Annotated in this window: 18 protein-coding genes and 2 pseudogenes; 10 read left to right on the top strand and 10 right to left on the bottom strand. The window is 66.5% G+C overall.

Features of this window, described 5'->3' with window-relative positions; genetic code table 11:
• Nucleotides 1–83 precede the first annotated feature (83 nt).
• Together ACGLHR_RS37415 and ACGLHR_RS37410 are read left to right on the top strand one after the other, a co-directional pair.
• A pseudogene (locus tag ACGLHR_RS37415) lies at nt 84–738 on the top strand (LysE family translocator).
• A gap of 22 nt (nt 739–760) precedes the next feature.
• On the top strand, nt 761–1,564 hold the full coding sequence (locus ACGLHR_RS37410) for a BPL-N domain-containing protein (RefSeq protein ID WP_400100356.1): 804 nt from the start codon (nt 761–763) through the stop codon (nt 1,562–1,564).
• A 20-nt stretch (nt 1,565–1,584) separates the two neighbouring features.
• On the opposite strand, the gene ACGLHR_RS37405 is transcribed toward ACGLHR_RS37410, so the two are convergent.
• From ACGLHR_RS37405 to ACGLHR_RS37390, 4 genes are all read right to left on the bottom strand, one after another.
• The gene (locus tag ACGLHR_RS37405; protein WP_318235540.1) at nt 1,585–2,499 is read right to left on the bottom strand and encodes a glutaminase; all 915 of its coding nucleotides are present in this window, start codon (nt 2,497–2,499) and stop codon (nt 1,585–1,587) included.
• Between the two features lie 74 nt (nt 2,500–2,573).
• Nucleotides 2,574–3,731: an MFS transporter gene (locus ACGLHR_RS37400; RefSeq protein WP_400100354.1), complete on the bottom strand. Its 1,158-nt coding sequence runs from the start codon at nt 3,729–3,731 to the stop codon at nt 2,574–2,576.
• 308 nt (nt 3,732–4,039) lie between these two features.
• Nucleotides 4,040–4,732, bottom strand: a complete 693-nt coding sequence (locus ACGLHR_RS37395; RefSeq protein ID WP_400100352.1) for an LrgB family protein — start codon at nt 4,730–4,732, stop codon at nt 4,040–4,042.
• Nucleotides 4,725–5,204, bottom strand: coding sequence for a CidA/LrgA family protein (locus ACGLHR_RS37390; protein ID WP_400100350.1), 480 nt, complete (start codon nt 5,202–5,204; stop codon nt 4,725–4,727). Before ACGLHR_RS37390 ends, ACGLHR_RS37395 begins: the two co-directional genes overlap by 8 nt.
• A gap of 155 nt (nt 5,205–5,359) precedes the next feature.
• Between ACGLHR_RS37390 and ACGLHR_RS37385 the strand changes: the two genes are divergently transcribed.
• Nucleotides 5,360–6,253 (top strand): LysR substrate-binding domain-containing protein, encoded by an 894-nt coding sequence (locus tag ACGLHR_RS37385; protein WP_400100348.1) that lies wholly within the window; start codon nt 5,360–5,362, stop codon nt 6,251–6,253.
• Nucleotides 6,254–6,270: 17 nt separating this feature from the next.
• Here ACGLHR_RS37385 and ACGLHR_RS37380 read toward each other — a convergent pair whose 3' ends face one another.
• The 4 genes and pseudogenes from ACGLHR_RS37380 to ACGLHR_RS37365 form a co-directional block, all read right to left on the bottom strand.
• Complete coding sequence (locus tag ACGLHR_RS37380) at nt 6,271–7,113, bottom strand: hypothetical protein (RefSeq protein WP_400100346.1); 843 nt, start codon at nt 7,111–7,113, stop codon at nt 6,271–6,273.
• A 206-nt stretch (nt 7,114–7,319) separates the two neighbouring features.
• Nucleotides 7,320–7,601: pseudogene (locus ACGLHR_RS37375) on the bottom strand (ShlB/FhaC/HecB family hemolysin secretion/activation protein); the annotation flags it as partial.
• A 394-nt stretch (nt 7,602–7,995) separates the two neighbouring features.
• Nucleotides 7,996–9,249, bottom strand: a complete 1,254-nt coding sequence (locus ACGLHR_RS37370) for a M20/M25/M40 family metallo-hydrolase (RefSeq protein ID WP_400100344.1) — start codon at nt 9,247–9,249, stop codon at nt 7,996–7,998.
• 80 nt (nt 9,250–9,329) lie between these two features.
• The gene (locus ACGLHR_RS37365; RefSeq protein WP_318235545.1) at nt 9,330–10,589 is read right to left on the bottom strand and encodes a M20/M25/M40 family metallo-hydrolase; all 1,260 of its coding nucleotides are present in this window, start codon (nt 10,587–10,589) and stop codon (nt 9,330–9,332) included.
• Between the two features lie 122 nt (nt 10,590–10,711).
• On the opposite strand from ACGLHR_RS37365, the gene ACGLHR_RS37360 reads away from it, so the two are divergent.
• Entirely contained in the window at nt 10,712–11,824 is a 1,113-nt protein-coding gene (locus tag ACGLHR_RS37360; RefSeq protein ID WP_400100342.1) for a GlxA family transcriptional regulator, read from the top strand.
• Between the two features lie 53 nt (nt 11,825–11,877).
• On the opposite strand, the gene ACGLHR_RS37355 is transcribed toward ACGLHR_RS37360, so the two are convergent.
• Both ACGLHR_RS37355 and ACGLHR_RS37350 read right to left on the bottom strand, forming a co-directional pair.
• Nucleotides 11,878–12,609 carry a BON domain-containing protein gene (locus ACGLHR_RS37355; RefSeq protein WP_318235565.1) on the bottom strand — a complete coding sequence of 244 codons (732 nt, stop codon included), beginning with the start codon at nt 12,607–12,609 and terminating at the stop codon, nt 11,878–11,880.
• A gap of 197 nt (nt 12,610–12,806) precedes the next feature.
• Nucleotides 12,807–13,232 (bottom strand): OsmC family protein, encoded by a 426-nt coding sequence (locus ACGLHR_RS37350; protein ID WP_400100340.1) that lies wholly within the window; start codon nt 13,230–13,232, stop codon nt 12,807–12,809.
• A 436-nt stretch (nt 13,233–13,668) separates the two neighbouring features.
• On the opposite strand from ACGLHR_RS37350, the gene ACGLHR_RS37345 reads away from it, so the two are divergent.
• The 6 genes from ACGLHR_RS37345 to ACGLHR_RS37320 all read left to right on the top strand — a co-directional run bounded on the left by ACGLHR_RS37345 (nt 13,669) and on the right by ACGLHR_RS37320 (nt 19,953).
• Nucleotides 13,669–14,754 (top strand): calcium:proton antiporter, encoded by a 1,086-nt coding sequence (locus ACGLHR_RS37345; RefSeq protein WP_400100338.1) that lies wholly within the window; start codon nt 13,669–13,671, stop codon nt 14,752–14,754.
• A gap of 120 nt (nt 14,755–14,874) precedes the next feature.
• The gene (locus ACGLHR_RS37340) at nt 14,875–16,101 is read left to right on the top strand and encodes an FAD-dependent oxidoreductase (protein WP_400100336.1); all 1,227 of its coding nucleotides are present in this window, start codon (nt 14,875–14,877) and stop codon (nt 16,099–16,101) included.
• Nucleotides 16,102–16,170: 69 nt separating this feature from the next.
• Nucleotides 16,171–17,094, top strand: a complete 924-nt coding sequence (locus ACGLHR_RS37335) for a LysR family transcriptional regulator (RefSeq protein ID WP_400100334.1) — start codon at nt 16,171–16,173, stop codon at nt 17,092–17,094.
• A 176-nt stretch (nt 17,095–17,270) separates the two neighbouring features.
• On the top strand, nt 17,271–17,648 hold the full coding sequence (gene hpxZ / locus ACGLHR_RS37330; RefSeq protein WP_318235551.1) for an oxalurate catabolism protein HpxZ: 378 nt from the start codon (nt 17,271–17,273) through the stop codon (nt 17,646–17,648).
• Between the two features lie 154 nt (nt 17,649–17,802).
• A complete protein-coding gene (locus ACGLHR_RS37325) occupies nt 17,803–18,876 on the top strand; it encodes a porin (protein ID WP_318235552.1) in 1,074 nt (357 codons plus the stop codon).
• 465 nt (nt 18,877–19,341) lie between these two features.
• Entirely contained in the window at nt 19,342–19,953 is a 612-nt protein-coding gene (locus ACGLHR_RS37320) for a uracil-DNA glycosylase family protein (protein WP_400100332.1), read from the top strand.
• Nucleotides 19,954–20,220 lie beyond the last annotated feature (267 nt).

Genomic DNA, 20,220 nt, shown 5'->3' with positions numbered 1-20,220 from the left:
TGCCACACATGCCCAACACTGGACAATCTCCCGGCGGGCAATCATCCTATGTCTCCCGCCTACGCGCCCTGCCAGATTGCATCATGACGCTCCCTACCCTGCTCCTCTTCATCTTTGCCTCGGCCGTGACCATCGTCACCCCCGGCCCGACCGTCCTGCTGGCCCTGAACAACGGCTCCAGGCATGGCGTACGCAAGGCTTGCTGGGGCATGGCCGGGGCTCTCGCCGCCGATATCATCCTGATCGTCACCGTGGCCGCCGGGCTTGGCGCGGTCATCGCCGCATCCGAAGTTGCCTTCGAGGCGATCAAATGGTTCGGCGCCGCCTACCTGGCCTATGTGGGGTGGAAGATGCTGCGCTCAGGCAAAGAGCCGGAAACGGTACCGGATGCGCCGGCGGAGTCCGCTGCCGCGCAAACGCCGGCTGGCGCACGGGGCCGCGCTCTCTTCCAGCGCAGTTTCCTGGTAGCCCTGACCAATCCCAAGGCGCTGCTGTTTATCTCGGCCTTCCTGCCCCAGTTCATCGATACGAGCGCGGCGTTGCTTGCGCAGTACGCCATCCTGACGCTGGCCCAATGCCTGTTGAACCTGGCCGTCATGCTGGTCTACGCAGCGCTGGGCGCACGAATCGTGCATGCCTTTCGCGGTAACGGCATGCGCTGGCTGAACCGCTTGTCGGGCGTGCACGCTGATTGCGCTGGCAGGTGGGCTGGCGTTCTATCGGCGCGCGCAAGCCTGAAGGCCACGACACTGCCGCCATCATGTCCAAGCCCCAGATCCTGACCTATATCGACACCGGCACCTCCGACGGGACCGCACGCCTGATGCGCACGATCGGGCAGCAGTTGCTGCCCGGCGCGTACGAAATCCGGGCGGTCATGGCCGACGATATCCGGAACGACGCGACGCTTTTCGACGACGCCGTCATGTTTGTCATGCCGGGCGGTGCCGACCTGCCCTATTGCGCCGCCCTGAACGGCGCGCCCAATGCGCGCATCCGCCGCTTCGTGGAAGAAGGCGGCGCCTACCTGGGCATCTGCGCGGGCGCGTACTACGCCTGCCGTGAACTCGCGTTCCACGCCGGCACCGAAGGCGCCATCTGCGGCCCGCGCGAGCTGAGCTTCGTGGATGCCGTGGCGGTTGGCTCGCTGCCGGAGCTCACCGGGGGCGTCGCCTACGATGCAACCCCGCGCAGCACCGCAGCCGCGCAAATCCGCACCACCCATAGCCTGACCGCCGCCCCGGTGACGCTTTACGCCCACTACCACGGCGGCTGCCGCTTTGATTTTGACGACGCGGCCAACCATGCGGCGCAGATCCTGGCGGTGTACACGGGCCTCGAAGGCACCCCACCCGCCATCGTGAGCGCACCCGTGGGCAAGGGCTGCGCCATCCTGACGGGCATCCATCTGGAAATCTCGGACCGCGAGTGCAAGGACGCCCTGCGCGAACACAGCGACAGGGCGGCGCACCTGCACGTTTGCCGCAAGCTGGCGCAAACCGGGGAGGCCCGGCTGGCGGTGTTCCGCCACTTGCTGGCGCATGCGGGGCTGATGCTGGGCTGAGCGTTCAAGGCCGTCCCCAATCAAAAGATAGAATGCCCGCTCAACGTGGTCAGCCATTCCAGCGCCTGCACGCCGGCCAGCGAGTTTCCGCTGGGGTCCAGCCCCGGCGACCAGACGCACACGGCCCACCGGCCCGGCAGCACCGCCACAATGCCGCCGCCCACGCCGCTCTTGGCCGGCAAACCCACCCGATAGACAAAATCGCCCGCGGCGTCATAGGTGCCGCAGGTCAGCATCAGGGCCGACAGGCGCTTGGTGGGGCTGGCGTCCAGCACGCGCTCGCCGCTCCACGGCACCACCCCGCCATGCGCCAGGAACAGGGCCGCGCGTGCCAGGTCCTCGCAGCTCATGGTGATGGCGCATTGGCGGCAATAAGCGTCGATGACCTTGTCCACCGGCATCTCCAGGCGGCCGAAGTCCTTCATGAAATAAGCCATGGCACGATTGCGGTCCGCATGCTCGCGCTCGGACTGCGCCACGCGCGGGTCGTAGTCGATCGCCGGGTTGCCGCTGAGCCGGCGCATGAACTGCACCATCGCGGTTTCCGCCTGCACAAAGCGGCTGCACAGCACGTCGGTCACCACCAGCGCGCCGGCGTTGATAAACGGGTTGCGCGGCTTGCCTTGCTCGTACTCCAGCTGCACCAGCGAGTTGAAGGCATTGCCGGAGGGCTCGCGTCCCACCCGCTGCCACAGGTCCTCGCCCAGCAACTGGAACGCCAGCGTGCAGGCAAACAGCTTGGAGATGCTCTGGATGGAGAACGGCACCGCGGCGTCGCCCACGCAATGGCTGCGCCCGTCGGCAAACACCAGCGCCATGCCGAAATGCGTGGCGGGGACCTTGCCGAGTTCGGGGATGTAGTCCGCTACGCGCCCCTCGGTCAGCAAGGGGGCTATGTCGCGGTGGATACGTTGGAGGATGTGTGCGTAGTCCATGGGCGTAGGGGCAAGCGTCGCGGGCCGGGCGCCGCGCTGCCTATCGTACAGCGCCGGCGCCGGTACCGCACCACTTACGCCGCCACCCGCACGCCCCGCTCCAGCGATGCCGACACACCCACCGCCAGCAGCGCCAGCCCGGCCACCGCCGCACCCAGCCACGGCAGCTGGGTGAGCGGCAGGCCGGCGCTGATCATCAGCCCGCCCAGCCACGCGCCGGTGGCGTTGCCCAGGTTGAACGCACCCTGGTTCAGCGTGGACGCCAGGTTGGGCGCGCCCTTGGCCTTGTCCAGCACGCGCACCTGCGTGGCAGGCACCACGGCAAAGCTGACCATGCCCCAGACAAACAGCGTGAACAGCGTCGGCACCGGAAAATGGCTGGTCCACGAGAACACCAGTTGCACCACCGCCACCGCCGCCAGCAAGCTGGCGAGCGCGGGCATCAGCCTCCAGTCGGCCAGCTTGCCGCCGGCCAGGCCGCCCACCGTGATGCCCGCGCCGAACAGCAGCAGCACCATGCTCTCCTGCTGCGCGGTGAAGCCCGTTACGTCACGCAGGATGTAAGCGATGTAGGTGAACACGGTGAACATGCTGACCGATGCCAGCGTGCTGATCAGCAACGCCAGTTGCACCTGCGCCGCGCCGATGGAGCGGAACTCGCGCAGGATGCTGCCGGCCTGCATCGGGATGGCCTTGGGCAACCAGGCCACCAACGCAGCCGCAGCGGCCACGCCGATCACGGTGACGGCCCAGAACGTGGAGCGCCAGCCCATCAGGTGCCCAAAGGCGGTGCCAAACGGCACGCCCAGCACGTTGGCCACCGTCAGTCCGGTGAACATCAACGCCACCGCCTGCGCGCGCTTGTCGCGCGGGACCAGCTCCGCCGCCACCACCGCGCCGATGCCGAAGAACGCCGCATGGCAGAACGCCGTGACCACGCGCGCGGCCATCAGCAATGCATAGTTGGGCGCCAGCGCGCACAGCGCATTGCCGAGGATGAACAGGCCCATCAGCCCCACCAGCGCGGTCTTGCGCGGCCACTTGCTGGTCAGGATGGCCAGAATGGGCGCGCCCACGGCCACGCCGATGGCATAGCCCGAGACCAGCATGCCGGCAGCCGGCGCGGAGACGCCGAGATCGGCGGCAACATCGGGCAACAGCCCCATGATGACGAATTCGGTGGTGCCAATGCCAAAGGCCGCGGCAGCCAGCGCGAGAAGCGGTAATCGCATGATGTTGTTATTGAAAGACGAGAGAGAGATCGGTGAAGCTTGCGAGCGCGGTGCGCACGTCCGGCGATGAGGAACACCGCGCACGCCGTGGCGAGAGGAACAGCTAACCACGTGCAGATGAACGGCGCATTGCAGCGCGCCGGCACCATCGCGCAAGTGCGGCATTTTGCGCCAATTTCGCGGAGCGCGTTGACGCACACGCGAAAAACCCTGCGCCCGAGGCGGTCGGAAAGGCACTGGCTACGCAGTACTACTCAAGGCCAATGCGCAATTGCGCGCAGCACTTGCGCAGTACTACGCAAGCTCGCTCAAAAGAAGACGCTGCGGATCAGCGGCGCGGCCAGCACGCTGACCAGCCCCGCAATCATCATCACCAGCGCCGCCACCACGCCCTGCACTTCACCAAGCTGGCGCGCCTTGGCCGTGCCGGCACCATGCGCAGCAGCGCCGAAGATAGCCCCTTGCGCCAGCCGGCTGCGCACCGACGGCAGGCACGCCAGCACGGTCTCTCCGATCGCCATGCCCGTCAGCCCGGTGATGACCACAAAGATCGCGGCAAGATCGGGCGGCCCGCCCAGCGCACGCACCGCATCCACGGCAAATGGCGTGGTCACCGAGCGCACCGCCAGCCCTTTCTGCAACATCACCGACAAGCCAAAGCCACGCGCCAGCCAGACCGAGCTCAGCACCGACGTCACCACCGCCGCCAGCACGCCAACCGAAATCGACAACCAATGCTGGCGCACCAGCGCCCGATGATCGTAGATCGGCAGCGCAAAGGCGATGGTGGCTGGCCCGAGCAACCACATCAGCCAGCGCGTGTCGGCAATATAGTCGCGATAGGGAATATGCGCGGCCAGCACCAGCGCGATCAGTACCACCGGCGTGGCCAGCAGCGGCATCAGCCACAACCGTGTGCGGCGCGCATAGAGGCGCTTGTTGAAGTAATAGAGCGCAACGGTAGCCACCAGGCTCAACGCCGCCAGCATGGTGTCATGCATGGTGTTGCTGCCGGTTATGGGTGGCACGGCCCGCGCGGCGCGCCAGCCGCTGCTCCAGTCGGACCACCTGCTCCACCACCAGCGCCGTCACCACCATCACCGCCAGCGTGCTCAAGGCGATCACCGCGCAGATCCGCCAGCCCTGGTGCCGCACCAGCTCGGGATACTGCACCACCGCCAGCACCGCGGGGATAAAGAACAACAGCATCTCCCCCAGCAGCCAGTCCGCCCCGCGGCGCACCCAGCCACCGCGCACCGCCCCGCTGAACAACAACGCCGCCAGCGCCAGCAGCCCGAGCAAACCAGCAGGCAATGGCAGCCCCAGACGCCCGCGCAGCCAGTCGGCCAGCAGCCACAAGGCCGATAGCGCCACGACCTGGGTCAGCGCGATGGCGCCTGTGCGCAGGCGAGCCCCAGCCGGCAGCGGCAAGGTAGCGGGTGGAGCGGAAGTGGCAGGAACAGCGCGTGGCATCGGGAACATTCAAGCTAGGGCGCCACGGCATGCGTGGCAGTGACGCTAGTGTACGAAGCGCACTTCGATATATAAAATGAATATAAATTATTGATTCCATGCCATATCGGAATGGCAAGCCAGAATCGCCACCCACGCCATATCGGAGCAGCCTCATGGATATCCGCGCCCTGCGCTACTTCGTGGAAGTTGTCCGCCAGAACGGCTTCACCCGCGCCGCCGAAACCCTGCATGTGACCCAGCCGACCATCAGCAAGATGGTCAAGAGCCTGGAAGAAGAACTCGGCGGCCCCCTGCTGCTGCGCGAAGGCCGCACCATACAGCTCACCGATGCCGGCGAGGTAGTCTTCGCCCGCAGCCAGGCCGTGCTGGCCGAAGTGGCACGCCTGCGGCAAGAGGTAGCCGAGGTGGACGGCATGGCGCGCGGCGAATTGAAGGTAGGCATCCCACCCATGGCCGGCCGCTACCTTGCACCGGTAATCGGCGCCTATCGCCGCCAGTACCCCGGAGTAAAGCTGCGGCTAGGCGAACAAGGCGGACGCGCGCTGGAAGAAGGCGTGGCCGCCGGCGAACTGGATCTCGGCGTGACCGTGTTGCCCGCCGCTGTCGCGGGCCTGGCCAGCCTGACCGTAACCCGCCAGGCGCTGGTCGCCGTCTTTCCCGGCGAGCGTGCGCCCCGCCGCGCCGGCGCGGTCCGGCTAGCGGATCTCGCCACCCTGCCCTTCGTCATGTACGAGGACGACTTCGTGCTATACCGCGTCATTCTGGACGCCTGCGAGACCGCCGGCTTTACGCCGCAGATAGCCGGGCAGAGCCGGCACTGGGACTTTATTGGGGAACTGGTAGCGGCCGATGTGGGCGTGGCGATCTTGCCGGCGCCGGTAGCGGGTCAACTGGATCCGGAGCGGGTGGCGATTCGGCCGCTGGTTGCGCCACAGTTGACTTGGGAGTTGGGGCTGGTTTGGCGGGAAGGATATTTGTCGCGCGCCGCCCGGGCTTGGCTGGTGTGTTGCGAGCAGGCCTTCGGCACTGCCCGCAAACCCGGTTGACCCGATGTCCGTGCTGCTTACGCAGCACAGGCGAAGGAGGCGATGCCTTGGTAGAGCGCCCCATTGGCCAGCGCGACGCGATAAGGCGCAACGACGAGGACCTTGCCGCCACCGCCATCCCCGAGCGTGAGTTGCGTGCCCGTGCCACCGCCAAAATAGGTACCGGTAGAGGTGGAACTAGGTGGCGACTTGATCGTCGCATTGCCGCTCAGCGAGCCCTGCTGCCCACCGGCGGACGACGTCAGCGTAACGCCAACGGCGGCCCCATCGGCAGAGAACGACAGTGTAGCTTCCCCGCTTGTTGTACCCGCATAGGCCGCTGCGCCCACGTTCGTGCCGCCGATGAAGGTGGGCGCGGTGAACCGGCCTGCGCCGCAGGTATAGCTGCCACTGGCGGGCAGGCTTTCGAGGTTATTGACCAGGATGTAGTGATAGGCGGCGTTCGACACCCCGTCCAGAGCGGTGGTGTCGCCGCTCGTTACGACCCCCTTGGTCCAGCGACCCTGCGCATAGACGGCATCGCCATTGATATCGAGCGTTGCGCTCTGGCCGGTCAGGCTCATGTCATTGATTACCGTCACCGCGCCGCTGGACGCCTGTGTAAAGTCGGCCAAGGCCCCGGTGCGCAGCACGGCAACGCCCTTCCAGATATAACGAGCCGAAGCCGCCTTGACGAACGGTGCGGTAACGCTGCCGGAGTCGGTGACGGCCGGCTTTTCCCCGGGAGCAGTGCCGCCCGAACCTGATTGTCCGGCCGACGTGTTGCCGCTGGAGGACTCGCCATCGCCGCCTCCACCACAGGCAGCCAGTGCGGCAACGGCAATCAGTACCGGGGCAAATTTGCAGAATGCATACGACATGGTTTCTCCTTGCTCATCATGGTAGAAGCCGCTTGCGCGAGCAGACGGGCGACATCAGGAATGCGCTCCTGATGGATCGCTGGAACAAGCGTGCGATCCCGACGCCCTTGACAGGCCGCCACGTTAGCGAAAGGAGGGAAGATTTACGTTAAATTTTGTGACGAGCCGGAGATTTTTATTTGGCAATGACGGTACCTAAGGCTTATTCAGTACTGAAACACCAGTTGAAACCCCGTCGTCACTCCCGGCGTATGGAACGTTGCCGGCTTATAGATCGGCGTCCCGAGGAACAAGTCATACGACACCGAACCCAGCTTGGAGCCCAGCCCACCCCGCATTCGGATCACGGCGCCCGCCAACTGCGTACCGACCAGGCCCTCGGTAGACGGCCCAAACACCTGTACATAGTCCAGCCCGGCATACAGCGCCTGCCCGCTCCCGCCCAGCGGCGCCTGCAGTTCGTTACGCCAGTAGAAGCCACGCTCCCCCGAATATTCCTATTGATTAATCCTAATGGCTGGCAAATTTCTTTGAATAAAGTAGGAAAAATCCGAATCGATTAAGACATAACGTCTTAACGATCGTTTTCTGCTTTCTTGGATCGAAGAAGAGATGGCGAGAGCTGAGCGGACGCCGTGCGGGGGCAGCGCGGTCCGGCGTGGCGTGTCCAGCCAGCCGGACCTTGGGGATATACGGGAAGGACTTCGTGCTCGGTCGCGCCGGCATGGACGCTCGCGATGCCGCAGATAGGGCGGAGCCTGTGTATGCGCAGAGCCCCGGTGAGGTGCGAAGGCTAGCTGCCGGGCGCCGTGCTGGCCTGTCGAGGGCAGGCCCTGGACACGGCGCGCAAACCCGGCTCAGGCTGCACCGGGCGAAACACTATCAGCTTCGCCCGATCTCCTGCAGGATGCGCGTCAGCAGGTACAGCCGCGGCACGATCGAATCGATCTCGATGTACTCGTCACGCGCGTGGTAGCCGAAGCCTGCCAGGCCGAAGCTCTCCACCACCACGGCCTTGCCGGAGCGCCCTGCGTAGCCGGCGTCGGTAGCGCCGCCGGTGCCCTCGACAATGGCGAGCTGGCGGCCGTCGAGCTCGGCGTAGATGGCTTGCGCGCGCTGCGCCAGCTCGCGGCCGCGCGCGTTGGCGACGAACGGCGGCCGGCCGGTCTCCAAGGTCACCGTGGTCTGCGTGTCGGGTACCAGCTTGCCTTCGTCAGCCTTCTTTTGCAGCGCGACCTGCAGCTTCTCCGGGCCGTCCTTGACCGTTGTGCGCACGTCGCCGATGGCGGTGGCGCGCTCGGGAATCTGGTTGCGTACCTCGCCGGCCTGGGCGGTGGTCCAGTTGAGCTGGGTGCCCGGCACGGATTTGGCCACGTCGCGCGTTTGCTGCAGCTGGTAGGCCAGCTCGATCAGCGCATTGCGGCCCAGCTCTGGCGCGGCGCCGGCGTGCGCGGCCCGCCCCTTGACTTCCATGGTGGCGGTGGCGGTGCCGCTGGCGCCCATCAGCAGGGCCTCGGTCTTGACCACGGCCTTGGCGGCGGTCGGCTCGAACGACAGCACCACGTCATGCTGGTCGGCCAGCTTGGCGATGGTCTCGCCGGAACCGATCGAGCCCACTTCTTCGTCCGGGTTGAACAGCACTGTCAATTGGGCGTAATCCTGCCAGCCGACCGCCTTGAGGATGGCCAGCGAATGCAGGATCACCGCGATGCCGCCCTTGTCGTCGGCGATGCCGGGGCCATAGAGGCGGTTGCCGTCCAGCTTGATCGGCTGCTTCGCCAGCGTGTTGGCCGGATATACCGTGTCCATGTGGGCGATCAGCATGATGCGGCGCTTGCCCGTGCCGGTCAGCGTGCCCTTGACCATGGTGCCGGGACCCTTGGTCACTGCAATGCGCTCGGTGCTGGCGCCGAGCGCCTTCAGGCGGCCTTCGGTATAGCTGGCCATCTGCGCGAGGCCCGCTGCGTTGGCGCTGCCGGACTCGATCGACACCATCTCCTTGAGCGACTGGATCACCGACGGCTCGGCGGTGCGGGCCGCGTCCAGCAATTGGGCATCGGCGGCAAAGGCGCTGCCGGTGGCGAGGGCCAGGACAGCCAGGGCGGCTTGGGTAAGCCGGCGCAAGGATGGATGCATGAAATCTCCCGTTGAGAGTGTTTGCTATTTTGAGTTTGCCAAGCGATGCGGTTGCCGGTAGCGGCAACCGCAGGTGCGCATCAGTTGCGCCCGATTTCCTGCAGGATGCGCGACACCAGGTAGAGCCGCGGCACGATCGAGTCGATCTCGATGTATTCGTCGCGGGCGTGATAGCCGAAGCCTGCCAGGCCAAAACTCTCGAGCACCGTGGGCTTGCCCGAGCGGGCGGCGTAGCCCGCGTCGGTGCCGCCGCCGGTTTGCGGCACCAGCGTCAGATCGTGGTCGATTTCCTTGTAGATGGCCTGCGCCCGCGCTGCCAGCGCGCGGCTGCGCTGGTCGGCCACGTACGGCGGATGGCCGGGCGTGAGGCTGAGCGTGGTTTCCGTATCGGGAACCAGCCGGCTTGACCCTAGCTTGGCCTGTAGCGCTGCCTGCAATTTCTCCAGCGCGCCGGGCTGGGTCAGGCGAACATCGCCCACGGCCTCTGCCTTCTCCGTAATCTGGTTCAACGGACCATTGGCGCTCGCGCGGGTCCAGACCAGCGCCGCGCCCGGCACGTCCTTGGCCACGTCGCGGGTCTGGAGCATCTGGTACGACAATTCGTAGAGCGCATTGCGGCCCAGTTCCGGCGCGGCGCCGGCATGCGCCGCACGGCCTTTGACGTCCAGCGTGGCGGTGGCAACGCCGGCCGAGGCCAGCAGCAGCGGCTGGCCCTTCATCACGACCGAGCCAGCTGAAGGCTCGCAGGAGAGCACCACATCATGCTGCTCGGCCAGCTTGGTGATCGTGTCGCCCGAGCCGGGCGAGCCCACTTCCTCGTCCGGGTTGAGCAGCACGGTGAGCTGGGCATAGTCTTGCCAGCCGGCCGCCTTGAGGATAGCCAGCGAATGCAGGATCACCGCGATGCCGCCCTTGTCGTCGGCGATGCCGGGGCCGTACAGGCGATTGCCGTCCAGCCTGATCGGCTGCGTCGCCAGCGTGTTGGGACCATAGACCGTGTCCATGTGGGCGATCAGCATGATGCGGCGCTTGCCGGTCCCGGTGAAGGTGGCCTTGACCATGGTGCCCGGGCCTTTGGTCACCGGAATGCGCTCGGTGCTGGCGCCCAGCGCCTTGAGCCGGCCCTCGGTGAAGCTGGCCATCTGCGCCAGGCCGGCCGCATTGGTGCTGCCGGACTCGATCGACACCATGTCCTTGAGCGACTGGATCAACGCGGGCTCGGCCGCGCGGGCGGCATCCAGCAGTTGCGTGTCCGCGGCGCGGGCGCTGCCGGCTGCCCCGCATGCCAGCGCAAGCGCTGCCACAGCGGTATGGGTAAGTCGGCGCAGGGTTGGCTGCATGAAGTCTCCTGTTGCTTGCATCGTTATTGTGGTTAGGGCGGTGGTCCGCCGAGCGACGATGCTAGCCCTTGCAGGCGCGGCAAGGTAGGATCAATCCCGCCAATTGGAATGCCTATCCCGCCATGCCCGCCTCTTCTGCCACTACCGCCCTGCCGGAACCTCCCACCCTTCCCCCGCCTAGCCGCCCCGTGCCGCTGCACGTGCGCTTGCTGTGGTTGCCCGAGGCCATGCCCGGCATGCTGTTCGGCGCGCTGGATGTGCTGCGCACCGCGGCGGGGGTGGCCCGGCTGCAACGCCCGGATGCGGACCGCGACCTGAGCTGGACCGTGATCGGCGCGTCGGGCCGCGCGCTGCCCCTGCCCACCCTGGGGCTGGAGCCGGCGCGGCGGCGGCGCGCCACGGAAGACGGCAATGCGTTGGTGGTGGTGCCGGGCGTGCTCGCGCGCAATGCGCCACACCTGGGCGAGATCGTGGCCGGCGCCGGCCAGGCGCTGCGCTTGCTGGAGCGGCATGCGCAGGCGGGAGGATGGATCGCGGCGGGGGCGAGCGGCATCGCCTTCCCCGCGGAGCTTGGCCTGCTGGATGGCGCGCGCATGGGTGCGCCGTGGACCTTCCAGAGCTGGATGGCCAAGCGCTATCCGCGCTGCGATTTTTCCGCGAGCGAGCCCATGGGCCTGCACCAGCGCGTGTTTGGCTGCGTGGCGCCGGCGCTGCAGACGGAGTTCATGCTGCGCGTGCTGGGGCACCTGCATGACCCGGACCTGGCGCAGACCTGCTCGCGCATGCTGCTGTACCAGGCCGAGCGCCAGCAGCTCACGCCGGAGCTGGTGTCGCAACGCTGGCTCAGCAAGACCGCCGATAGCCCCGTCTACCGCGCCATGCGCTGGCTGCAGGCGAACGTGGATGCGCCGTACCGGCTGGCGCTGGTGGCGCAGGCGGCGGCCGTGAGCGAGCGGACCTTGCTGCGGCATTTCCGGCAGGTCAGCGGCATGACGCCGCTGGAATACCTGCACGGGCTGCGCGTGGAGCGCGCCAAGACCCTGCTGGAGGTGACGCTGCATGGCTCGCAGGCGGTGGCCGAAGCCTGCGGCTACAGCGACGCGGCGGCGTTCAGGCGGCTGTTCCAGCGGGCAACGGGGATGTCGATGTCGAGCTACCGGGCGCGCTTTGCGCTGCGCTCGCAGCGGCGCTACTGGCGCGTAGAGGACATGCCGCGCCCGGCGGGCACGGCATGATCCGATCCAGCGATTGAACTTGAGAACTTGCGAAGTTGCGTTGGCAGTGGCGCCTAATTGCTCAGCACGATGCGGTTGACCACGTCCTCGACCCCATGCACGTACCAGGCATCGCGCTCCGCCTGGCGTTTGCCGGCTTCGGTGGCGGCGTAGCCTTCGAGCGTGACGACGCGGTCCTTGGTCTGCACGCGGATGCGGTCGGCATCGACGAACTGGTCGGTCTCCAGCACCAGCTTCAGCGCTTCCGTGACTTCGTCGTCGCGGTCGGCCTCGGCCGGGGCCACCACCAGCTCGTTGATCACGCAGCGGCAACCACGCGACCACCACGCCAGCACACCGGCCAGGCGCATGTGCGACAGGCTGATCACGTGACCGCGCAGGGTCACCACGCCGTCGACGACTTCGATCTCGATCTCGCCGCTGGACTCACCAACGGCTTCGCGCACGTGTTCGATCCTCCCCTTGGTATGGGCGCAGATGCGGCAATTGCGAAAGTCGATCGCCTGCAGCAGCCGTACGCAGATGGCATTGCGCAGTTCGCCGTCGCCAACCGCCGCGCCGCCGTCGGCGACCCGCAGGTGATCGATCACGGCGGACACACCGTCGACACGGCGTACCGACGCGGCAACGCGGCTCTTGTCGACAATATCGGGGACTTCGCCTTCGAGAATCAGCGCGCCGTCGCTCAGGCGCAAGTGGATGGTGGGATGGATGGGATGGCTGTGGAAAGGCACGTGGGCGATGGCCGCCCTAGCCTGAGTCAGGACTGCTTCACTGCTATGCATGATGTCTGCCTTATCTTGGAAGGTCTGGATATAGGAGACGCGTTCAGTCCATTGAACGCCCGCGCGGTCCCGCGCCAGGTGCGGCGCGGGACGGCGAATCTTCATTATAGGTAGCCAGGCTGGCCACGCCCGACCTATTGGCCGGATGCCGGGCCCGGGGCCTGCGCGCGCCTTCGCAGCGCGCGCAGCGCGCGGGATCAGGTTTCCACCTTGGCGTCCATGGTGATCTCTGCCTTTAGCAGCTTGGACACCGGGCAGCCTGCCTTGGCCCCTTGCAGGCATTTCTCTACCGCCTCTTTGTCGGCCCCGGGCACGCGCACCGTCACGTCCAGGTGCACGGCGGTGATGGAGAAACCGCCACCGTCCTTGTCGAGCGTGACCGTGGCCTTGGTGGCAATGCTCTCGGCGACCATGTTGGCCTCGCCCAGGATCAGGGACAGCGCCATGGAGAAGCATCCCGCATGGGCCGCCCCGATGAGTTCCTCGGGATTGGTGCCGGGTCCCCCTTCGAAACGGGCCTTGAAGCCATAGGGCGCATCCTTTAGCACGCCGCTCTCCGCCGAGATGCTGCCCTGGCCGTCCTTGAGGCCGCCTTGCCATTTAGCCGATCCGTACTTTTTCATGAGAGTTCTCCTGGTCGAAAGGGGGAAAGGCGCGGCGCTCGCCGTGCCGTTAAAGGGACGCTTGCTGCGCGTCCGGAGATGCCTGTGCTGCTCTGGTGCGACGCTGGAATGGCCGGCCGAGTTCAGGACTTTAGGCGCCGGGGGTTCCGAAACACAGGACAAAACCGCGAAATCCCCGCCAACTCCAGCAAATCAAGCTGCAATTCCTTTCAATTAAAGCGAATTTCAGGGAACTGAATCCCTGATACGACTGCCTTACATGCGCGCTGCCGCCCGAGCGGATTGCTGCCGCCCCAAGCTGAACCACAATAGGACGCCACGGGGAAAACGGCCAGCAAGCCCGCTGAGGGCGGCACTTTCTCGTCAGTCCTGACGCGCCGCACCCATCACAATCAAGCAGAAACCACATATTTCATTAACCAGAAAGGGAGAACGGATGTCATTGACGTCGAATAAATTGCCTGCCTGGACCTTATGGCTGCCGGTGGCAGCCTGGGCCATCCTCGGGGCAGGCATGGCGGTGCCCGGTCAGGCGCTGCTGTTGGTGCTGGCCGGCCTGGCCCTCGCGGGCTCGGTGTTTGCGGCGGTGCACCATGCCGAGGTGGTAGCGCATAGAGTGGGCGAGCCCTTTGGCACGCTGGTGCTGGCGATTGCCGTGACCGTGATCGAAGTGGCGCTGATCGTCTCGGTGATGCTGTCCGCGGGCCCCGAGAAGGCCGGGCTGGCGCGCGATACCGTGTTTGCCGCGGCCATGCTGGTGTGCAATGGCATCGTGGGGATTTGTCTTTTGGTGGGTGGCCTGCGCCATCGCGAGCAGGCTTTCCAGGCGCCGGGCGCCACCGCCGCGCTGGCCGTGCTGGCCGCCCTTGCCGTCCTCACCATGGTGTTGCCCAACTACACCAGCGCGATTCCCGGGCCGATGCTGTCGCAGTCGCAGCTGGCCTTTGCGGGCATTGCCTCGCTGGTGCTCTACGGCAGCTTTGTGTTTGTGCAGACCGTGCGCCATCGCGACTACTTCCTGGTGGAGGGCACCTCCGACGAAAGCGTGCATGCCCCGCCCCCGCCCGTAAAGATCGCGCTCACCAGCGGCGGCATGCTGCTGGTGTGCCTGGTGGCAGTGGTCGGCCTGGCCAAGCTGCTCTCGCCTACCGTGGAGGCGGCGGTAGCGAGTGCCGGTGCCCCGCCGGCCGTGGTTGGCATCGTGATTGCCGCGCTGGTGCTGCTGCCCGAGGGCCTGGCCGCATTGCGCGCCGCGCGCGCCGACCGCCTGCAGACCAGCATGAACCTGGCGCTGGGCTCCGCGCTGGCCAGCATCGGGTTGACCATTCCCACCGTGGCCGCGGTCTTTATCGCGGTGGGCAAGCCGCTGACGCTGGGCCTGGGCCCGACGGAAACCGTGCTGCTTGCGCTGACGTTGCTGGTCAGCACGCTGACGCTGCACTCGGGCCGCACCACCATGCTGCAAGGCGTGGTGCACCTGGTCATCCTGGCGGCGTACTTGTTCCTGTCGGTCGTGCCTTAAGGCTCCGGGGGCCAGGCGGGGCGGCTTCCGGCCCCGCCCGCCGAGCGCACACATTGCGCGCTCGCCATGAGACCAAATCGGTGCTGGTTGCGTGCAGTCCTTTTGCGCAAACTGGCGCCCATGACGCCCAGGATCCCCACCAAACGCATTGTCATCGTCGGCGCCGGCGTGGCCGGCAGCATCATGGCCCGCGCGCTGGCCATGCAAGCCGGGCTGGAGGTGACCTGCCTGGAGCAGGTTGCACCGGATGACCGTGCGAGCGCCGGACTGGTGATCGGCCCCAACGCCATCAAGGCCTTGCACATGCGCGATCCCCTGCTGGCCAGCGCCATCGGCGAGGCCGGCCTGCCGTGGGATCACTGGCGCGTGTCGCTGTGCAGCGGCGAGGTACTGCTGGACCTGCCGCTCACGCGCGTGGCGGACCACGGCGGGGTGCGCATCTTGCGCAGCACGCTGTACCGCGTGCTGCGCCAGGCCGCCGGTGACACCGTGCGCTACCGCTGCAAGCTGCTGGAATGCGGCGCCAGCCTGCAGGATCCGGCACGCAGCTACGTGGTCTGGGAACAGGATGGCCGCCAATGCCGGCTTGACGATATCGACCTGCTGATCGCGGCCGATGGCCGTGGCTCTCCCACCCGAAGCGCGTTTGCCGGCCAGCCCGCAACGCACCAGGTTGGTGCCTTGCTATTCCGTCTGATGGCGCCGGACGCCGGAGCCGGCCGGATCGACGATTACGAACAATGGTGCAACGGCCCTAACCGCCTGCTGGCCTTCCGCTTGCCGGACGGGCAGATCAATATCGCGGGCAGCCTGCCCGCCCCCGGCGAAAATCCATTGTATGCGAGCATGAACATGGAGGCGCTGCGCGTGGCCTACACGCCCGCGCACGCCAGGCCGGGGCCGCAGGCGGCCTGGCTGATCGATACGCTCTGCGCCAATGCGGATGCCATCTGCTGGTACCGCATGCGGGCGCCCGGCATCCGCTTTGCCGAGCCGCATGCGCAGGTGATGTACCTTGGCGACAGTGCCCACGCCATGGCGCCACCCCTTGGCCAGGGCGTGGCGCAGGCCATCGAGGACGCCTGCAGCGCCGCCGAGCTGATTGCCACTTCGCTGGCCGGGGGCGAGACCAGCCCGCGCGCCTGGCTGTCAACGTTTGAAGCTGCCCGGCTTGAACGCCTGCGCTTTGTGATGTCGGTCGCCCCGCACGCCGCGGGCCTCATGCTGGGGGATGCCACGGAGCAAGACCGGGCGTCAGCGCTGGGCGCGCTGCGGCAACTCTACTGCCAGGTCGCGCTGCCCCGCCATGGCGCCGGCCCTGCTGCCGGGACTGCGCTGAGCGCGTAGCGTCGGCATGCGCACGATCCTTGCTAGTGAGAGCGGATCGATCTCACTAGCGCCTGAGCGCACGCCGCCATGCTCCACCCGCCTCGCCTCTATCTCTATCTTGACGCCGTGGCCCGCCACGGGTCGATCCGCAAGGCCGCCGAGCAACTCCACGTCGCGTCCACCGCGCTCAACCGGAAAATCCTGGAGGTGGAGCAGGATATCGGCACGGCGCTGTTCGAGCGCCTGCCGCGCGGCGTGCGGCTGACCGCCGCCGGCGAGGTGCTGGTCGCCACCGTGCGCCGCAGCCTGGCGGATCTCGACTCGGCCGCCGCGCAGATGGAGCAGTTGCGCGGGCTGGTGCGGGGCACCGTGCGCATGGCGACGGTCGAGTCCGTCGCCACCGATTTCCTGCCTGAAGTCATCGGCCGCTACCAATCCACCCACCGCGGCGTGCAGTTTCGCGTGGCGGTGGGCAACTCCGGCGACCTGCTCGCCGCGCTCAAGGAGGACGAGGCCGACCTGCTGCTGGCGCACGACCCGCCGCCCACGGCTTTCCTTCACGAACTGGCGGTGTCCGCGCAGCCCTTCTGCGCGATGATGCGCCCGGACCATCCGCTGGCCAGCCGGCGCACCTTGCGTTTATCCGACTGCCAGCCTTATCCGGTCGCCCTCGGGCCGGAGAGTTTTGGCAGCCGGCGGCTGATCGAGGCGATCTGCGCGCGCAACCGGTTGTCGCTGCGGGTCATGCTGGAAGCCACCACGGTAGAGATGCTGAAGAGCTTTGCGCGCCAGACCGGGGCGATCTGCTTCCAGTTCCAGGCCGGCACGCTGCGCGAGACGCGCCAGGGCACGCTGATTGCCGTGCCCCTGTCCGACCCCGAGCTGTGCGGCGGCCGGCTGGTGCTGGGCTCCCGCAAGGGCCGCAGCCTGCCGCCCGCGGCGGCAGCGTTTGCCGAGCATCTGAAGGCCGCGTTGACCGGCCTGCACCAGCCGCTGGCGCAGGCCGCCTGATGCGCGCCTGGGCTTGCATGGCGACGCGCGGCGCGCACCAGCGAGTGCACACAATTTGCGTGCGCCATGAGAAGAAATAAGTGCTGGTTGTATGCAATCGAATTGCCGCAAACTGCATCCATCGCAGTCACGCCGAGCGACATCACCGGGCTGGTCCGGATACCCACGAAAGCAAGATGAGAATCAACGATCCCGCCATCCTCGCCGAGGTGGAAGCCGCCTTCGATGCCTATGAACGGGCGCTGGTCGGCAACGACGTCGCCGAGCTCGACCGGCTGTTCTGGGCAAGCCCGCACACGCTGCGCTACGGCGCCGGCGAAAACCTCTACGGCATCGAGGCAATCCGCGCGTTCCGCGCGGCGCGCCCGGCCAAGGGGCTTGCCCGCGAGATCACCGAGCGCAGCGTCACCACCTTTGGCAACGATTTCGCCGTAGCCAACATCGCCTTTCGGCGCGCCGGCGATCCGCGCCTGGGCCGCCAGAGCCAGAGCTGGGTGCGGCTGCCCGAAGGCTGGCAGGTGGTGGCCGCGCATGTGAGCTGGCAGCAAGCCTGAGCGGCGCTAGCGTACCGGCGCAGTCCTGCGCCAGCCATTTCAAGAGCACACGGTTTTGAATAACCGGGGCTTGCCCCCGGAGGGGCGTTGTCGTGCCCCATGAATGCGACAGAGCCAGCAACGATAGAAAACGGGGTCAACCATGGAGGTCTTTATGCAACACAAATTCAAGCCGGCCGTGAAACTGGCAGTCATGGCCGCAGCCTTGATCTGCGGCAACGCAATGGCGCAATCCAGCGTCACGCTTTACGGGATGGTTGACGCCTACGTCGGCGCCACCAAGGCCGGCGGTGCCGACCGCGCCTACGGCGTCAACAGCGGCGGCATGCAAACCTCGTACTTCGGCATCAAGGGCACCGAGGATCTTGGCACCGGCCTGAAGGCCATCTTCGACCTGAACGGCTTCCTGCGCCCGGACACCGGCAAGCAAGGCCGCTTCGACGGCGACGCCTTGTTCACCCGCAATGCGTACGTCGGCCTGCAGAGCGCCACGCTGGGCACGGTGAAGCTCGGGCGCAACACCACGCCCTACTTCATCTCGACCATCCTGTTCAACCCGCTGGTCGACTCCTATGTGTTCTCGCCGGCGATCTTCCACACGTACTTCTCGGCCAGCAACGGCCGCGTCTATGACCCGGGCATCATCGGCGACTCGGGCTGGAGCAACTCGCTGGTGTACTCCACGCCGAACTTCAGCGGCCTGACCGCCAACGCGATCTACTCGTTCGGCGAGCAGGCAGGCAGCGTCGGCAAGAACAAGTGGGGCGGCAACGTGCTCTACTTCAACGGCAACTTCGGCGCAACCGTAGCCTTCCAGCAGGTCAAGTTCAACAGCACCCCGGGAGACGTGACCTCGCCCACGGCGCTGGCCGGCTTCGACAAGCAAAACGCCGTGCAGGTCGGCGTGAGCTACGACTTCAAGGTGGTCAAGCTGTTCGCGCAGGGCCAGTACATCAAGAGCGACGTCAACAACGCCACGGGCGACATCAAGCACACCAATGGCCAGGTTGGCGCCTCGATCCCCGTGGGCAATGGCAACGTGCTGGTCTCCTATGCTTACGACAAGACCAAGAACAGTGTCGCGAACTTCAAGCGCAACACGGCCGGCCTCGCCTACGACTACAACCTGTCCAAGCGCACCGACGTGTATGCCGCGTACTTCTATGACAAGCTGAGCGACCAGTCGCACGGCGACAGCTTTGGGGTCGGTGTGCGTCACCGCTTCTGATCGGAAGAGGTAGGCAAGCGGGCCGCGCTTTATTGCGGCCCGCTTGCACATGCACGCGCTGGCATACCCGGAATAGAGTCTAAAGCATCACAATTGGGGATCATCTTTCCGACTCAACATATCCTCGTCGCCCTGGCTTGGCAGACTTTGCCAAAGTGCCTAGACTAGGCGCCATGGGCACGATGTCGATGAACATTTCTCTCCTCGCTGACGGCATTGCTTCCGGCCCGGCTGTTGCCATCGATGCCGATTACTTCGCCGGCAAACGCAAGCTAATCAAATCTGCCGGCTGATGCGGGCGTCGATGCCGGTCCGCATTCGCCCTGTTGCGGATGCCGATCTCGATAATGCTATTGCGCATCCGCTTGATCAGCGGCCATCCAGCGCCTCAGCGTCGGCGCTGCGCGCTCTGGCTCTGCTCGGCATCCCGGCATGAAGCACGCCCTTCCTGTAAGCACTTCCGTCGTGAGCAATGATAGCCGCACCGACCTCGACACCCTGCTGACCGAGGTCCGCGCCTGCCGCCTCTGCGAAGCGCACCTCCCCCTTGGCCCCCGCCCGGTCGTACAAGCCGCCGCCGCGGCCCGCATCCTGATTGTCGGCCAGGCGCCGGGCACGCGCGTGCATGCCAGCGGCATTCCCTGGGATGATCCCAGCGGTGAGCGGCTGCGTGAATGGATGGGTATTGATAAGACGGTGTTCTACGATGCCGCGCGCATCGCCATCATCCCGATGGGCCTGTGCTATCCGGGCCGTGGCGCCAGCGGCGACCTGCCGCCGCGCAAGGAGTGCGCGCCGTTGTGGATGGATGCGCTGCTGGCGTGCCTGCCGGAGATCGAGCTGACGTTGCTGGTCGGGCAGTATGCGCAGCGGCGTTTCCTGGGGGCGGCTGCGCGCGGCGGCGTGACGCCCACGGTGGCGGGATTTGCCGCGCATGGGCCGCGCTTTATCCCGCTGCCGCATCCGTCGCCGCGCAACCAGGGCTGGTTCAAGCACAACGATTGGTTTGCGCGGGACTTGCTGCCGGTGCTGCGCCAGCGCGTGGAGGCCGTTCTCTCGGCAACACCCGCTGGCTGATCGCCGCAAAAAAACTGCGCCATATGGGCGCAGTTCAGACTGCTGACAAACCGGAAGCACTAGCCGAAGCCGCTGAACGGGCCAAAGCCGCGCGCCATGACGACGGCTGCTTCTCCCTCTCCCCTCAAGGGGAGAGGGGAGCACGACAACGCAGATCCGGCGTTGTCAGCAAGGAAAAACTGCGCCACATGGGCGAGCCGTTAACAAAAAGTGTTGAAAATCGGCGGAGACCGGCCTAGGATCCTTACCCAGCCTAGGCCTTCTCTG

This window comes from Cupriavidus sp. CuC1 (assembly GCF_044627735.1).
In the GTDB taxonomy this organism is placed as follows: Bacteria; Pseudomonadota; Gammaproteobacteria; order Burkholderiales; family Burkholderiaceae; genus Cupriavidus; species Cupriavidus ulmosensis.
The sequence above is the reverse complement of the archived record's forward strand: the minus strand, read 5'-3'. Positions and strand labels throughout refer to the sequence as shown.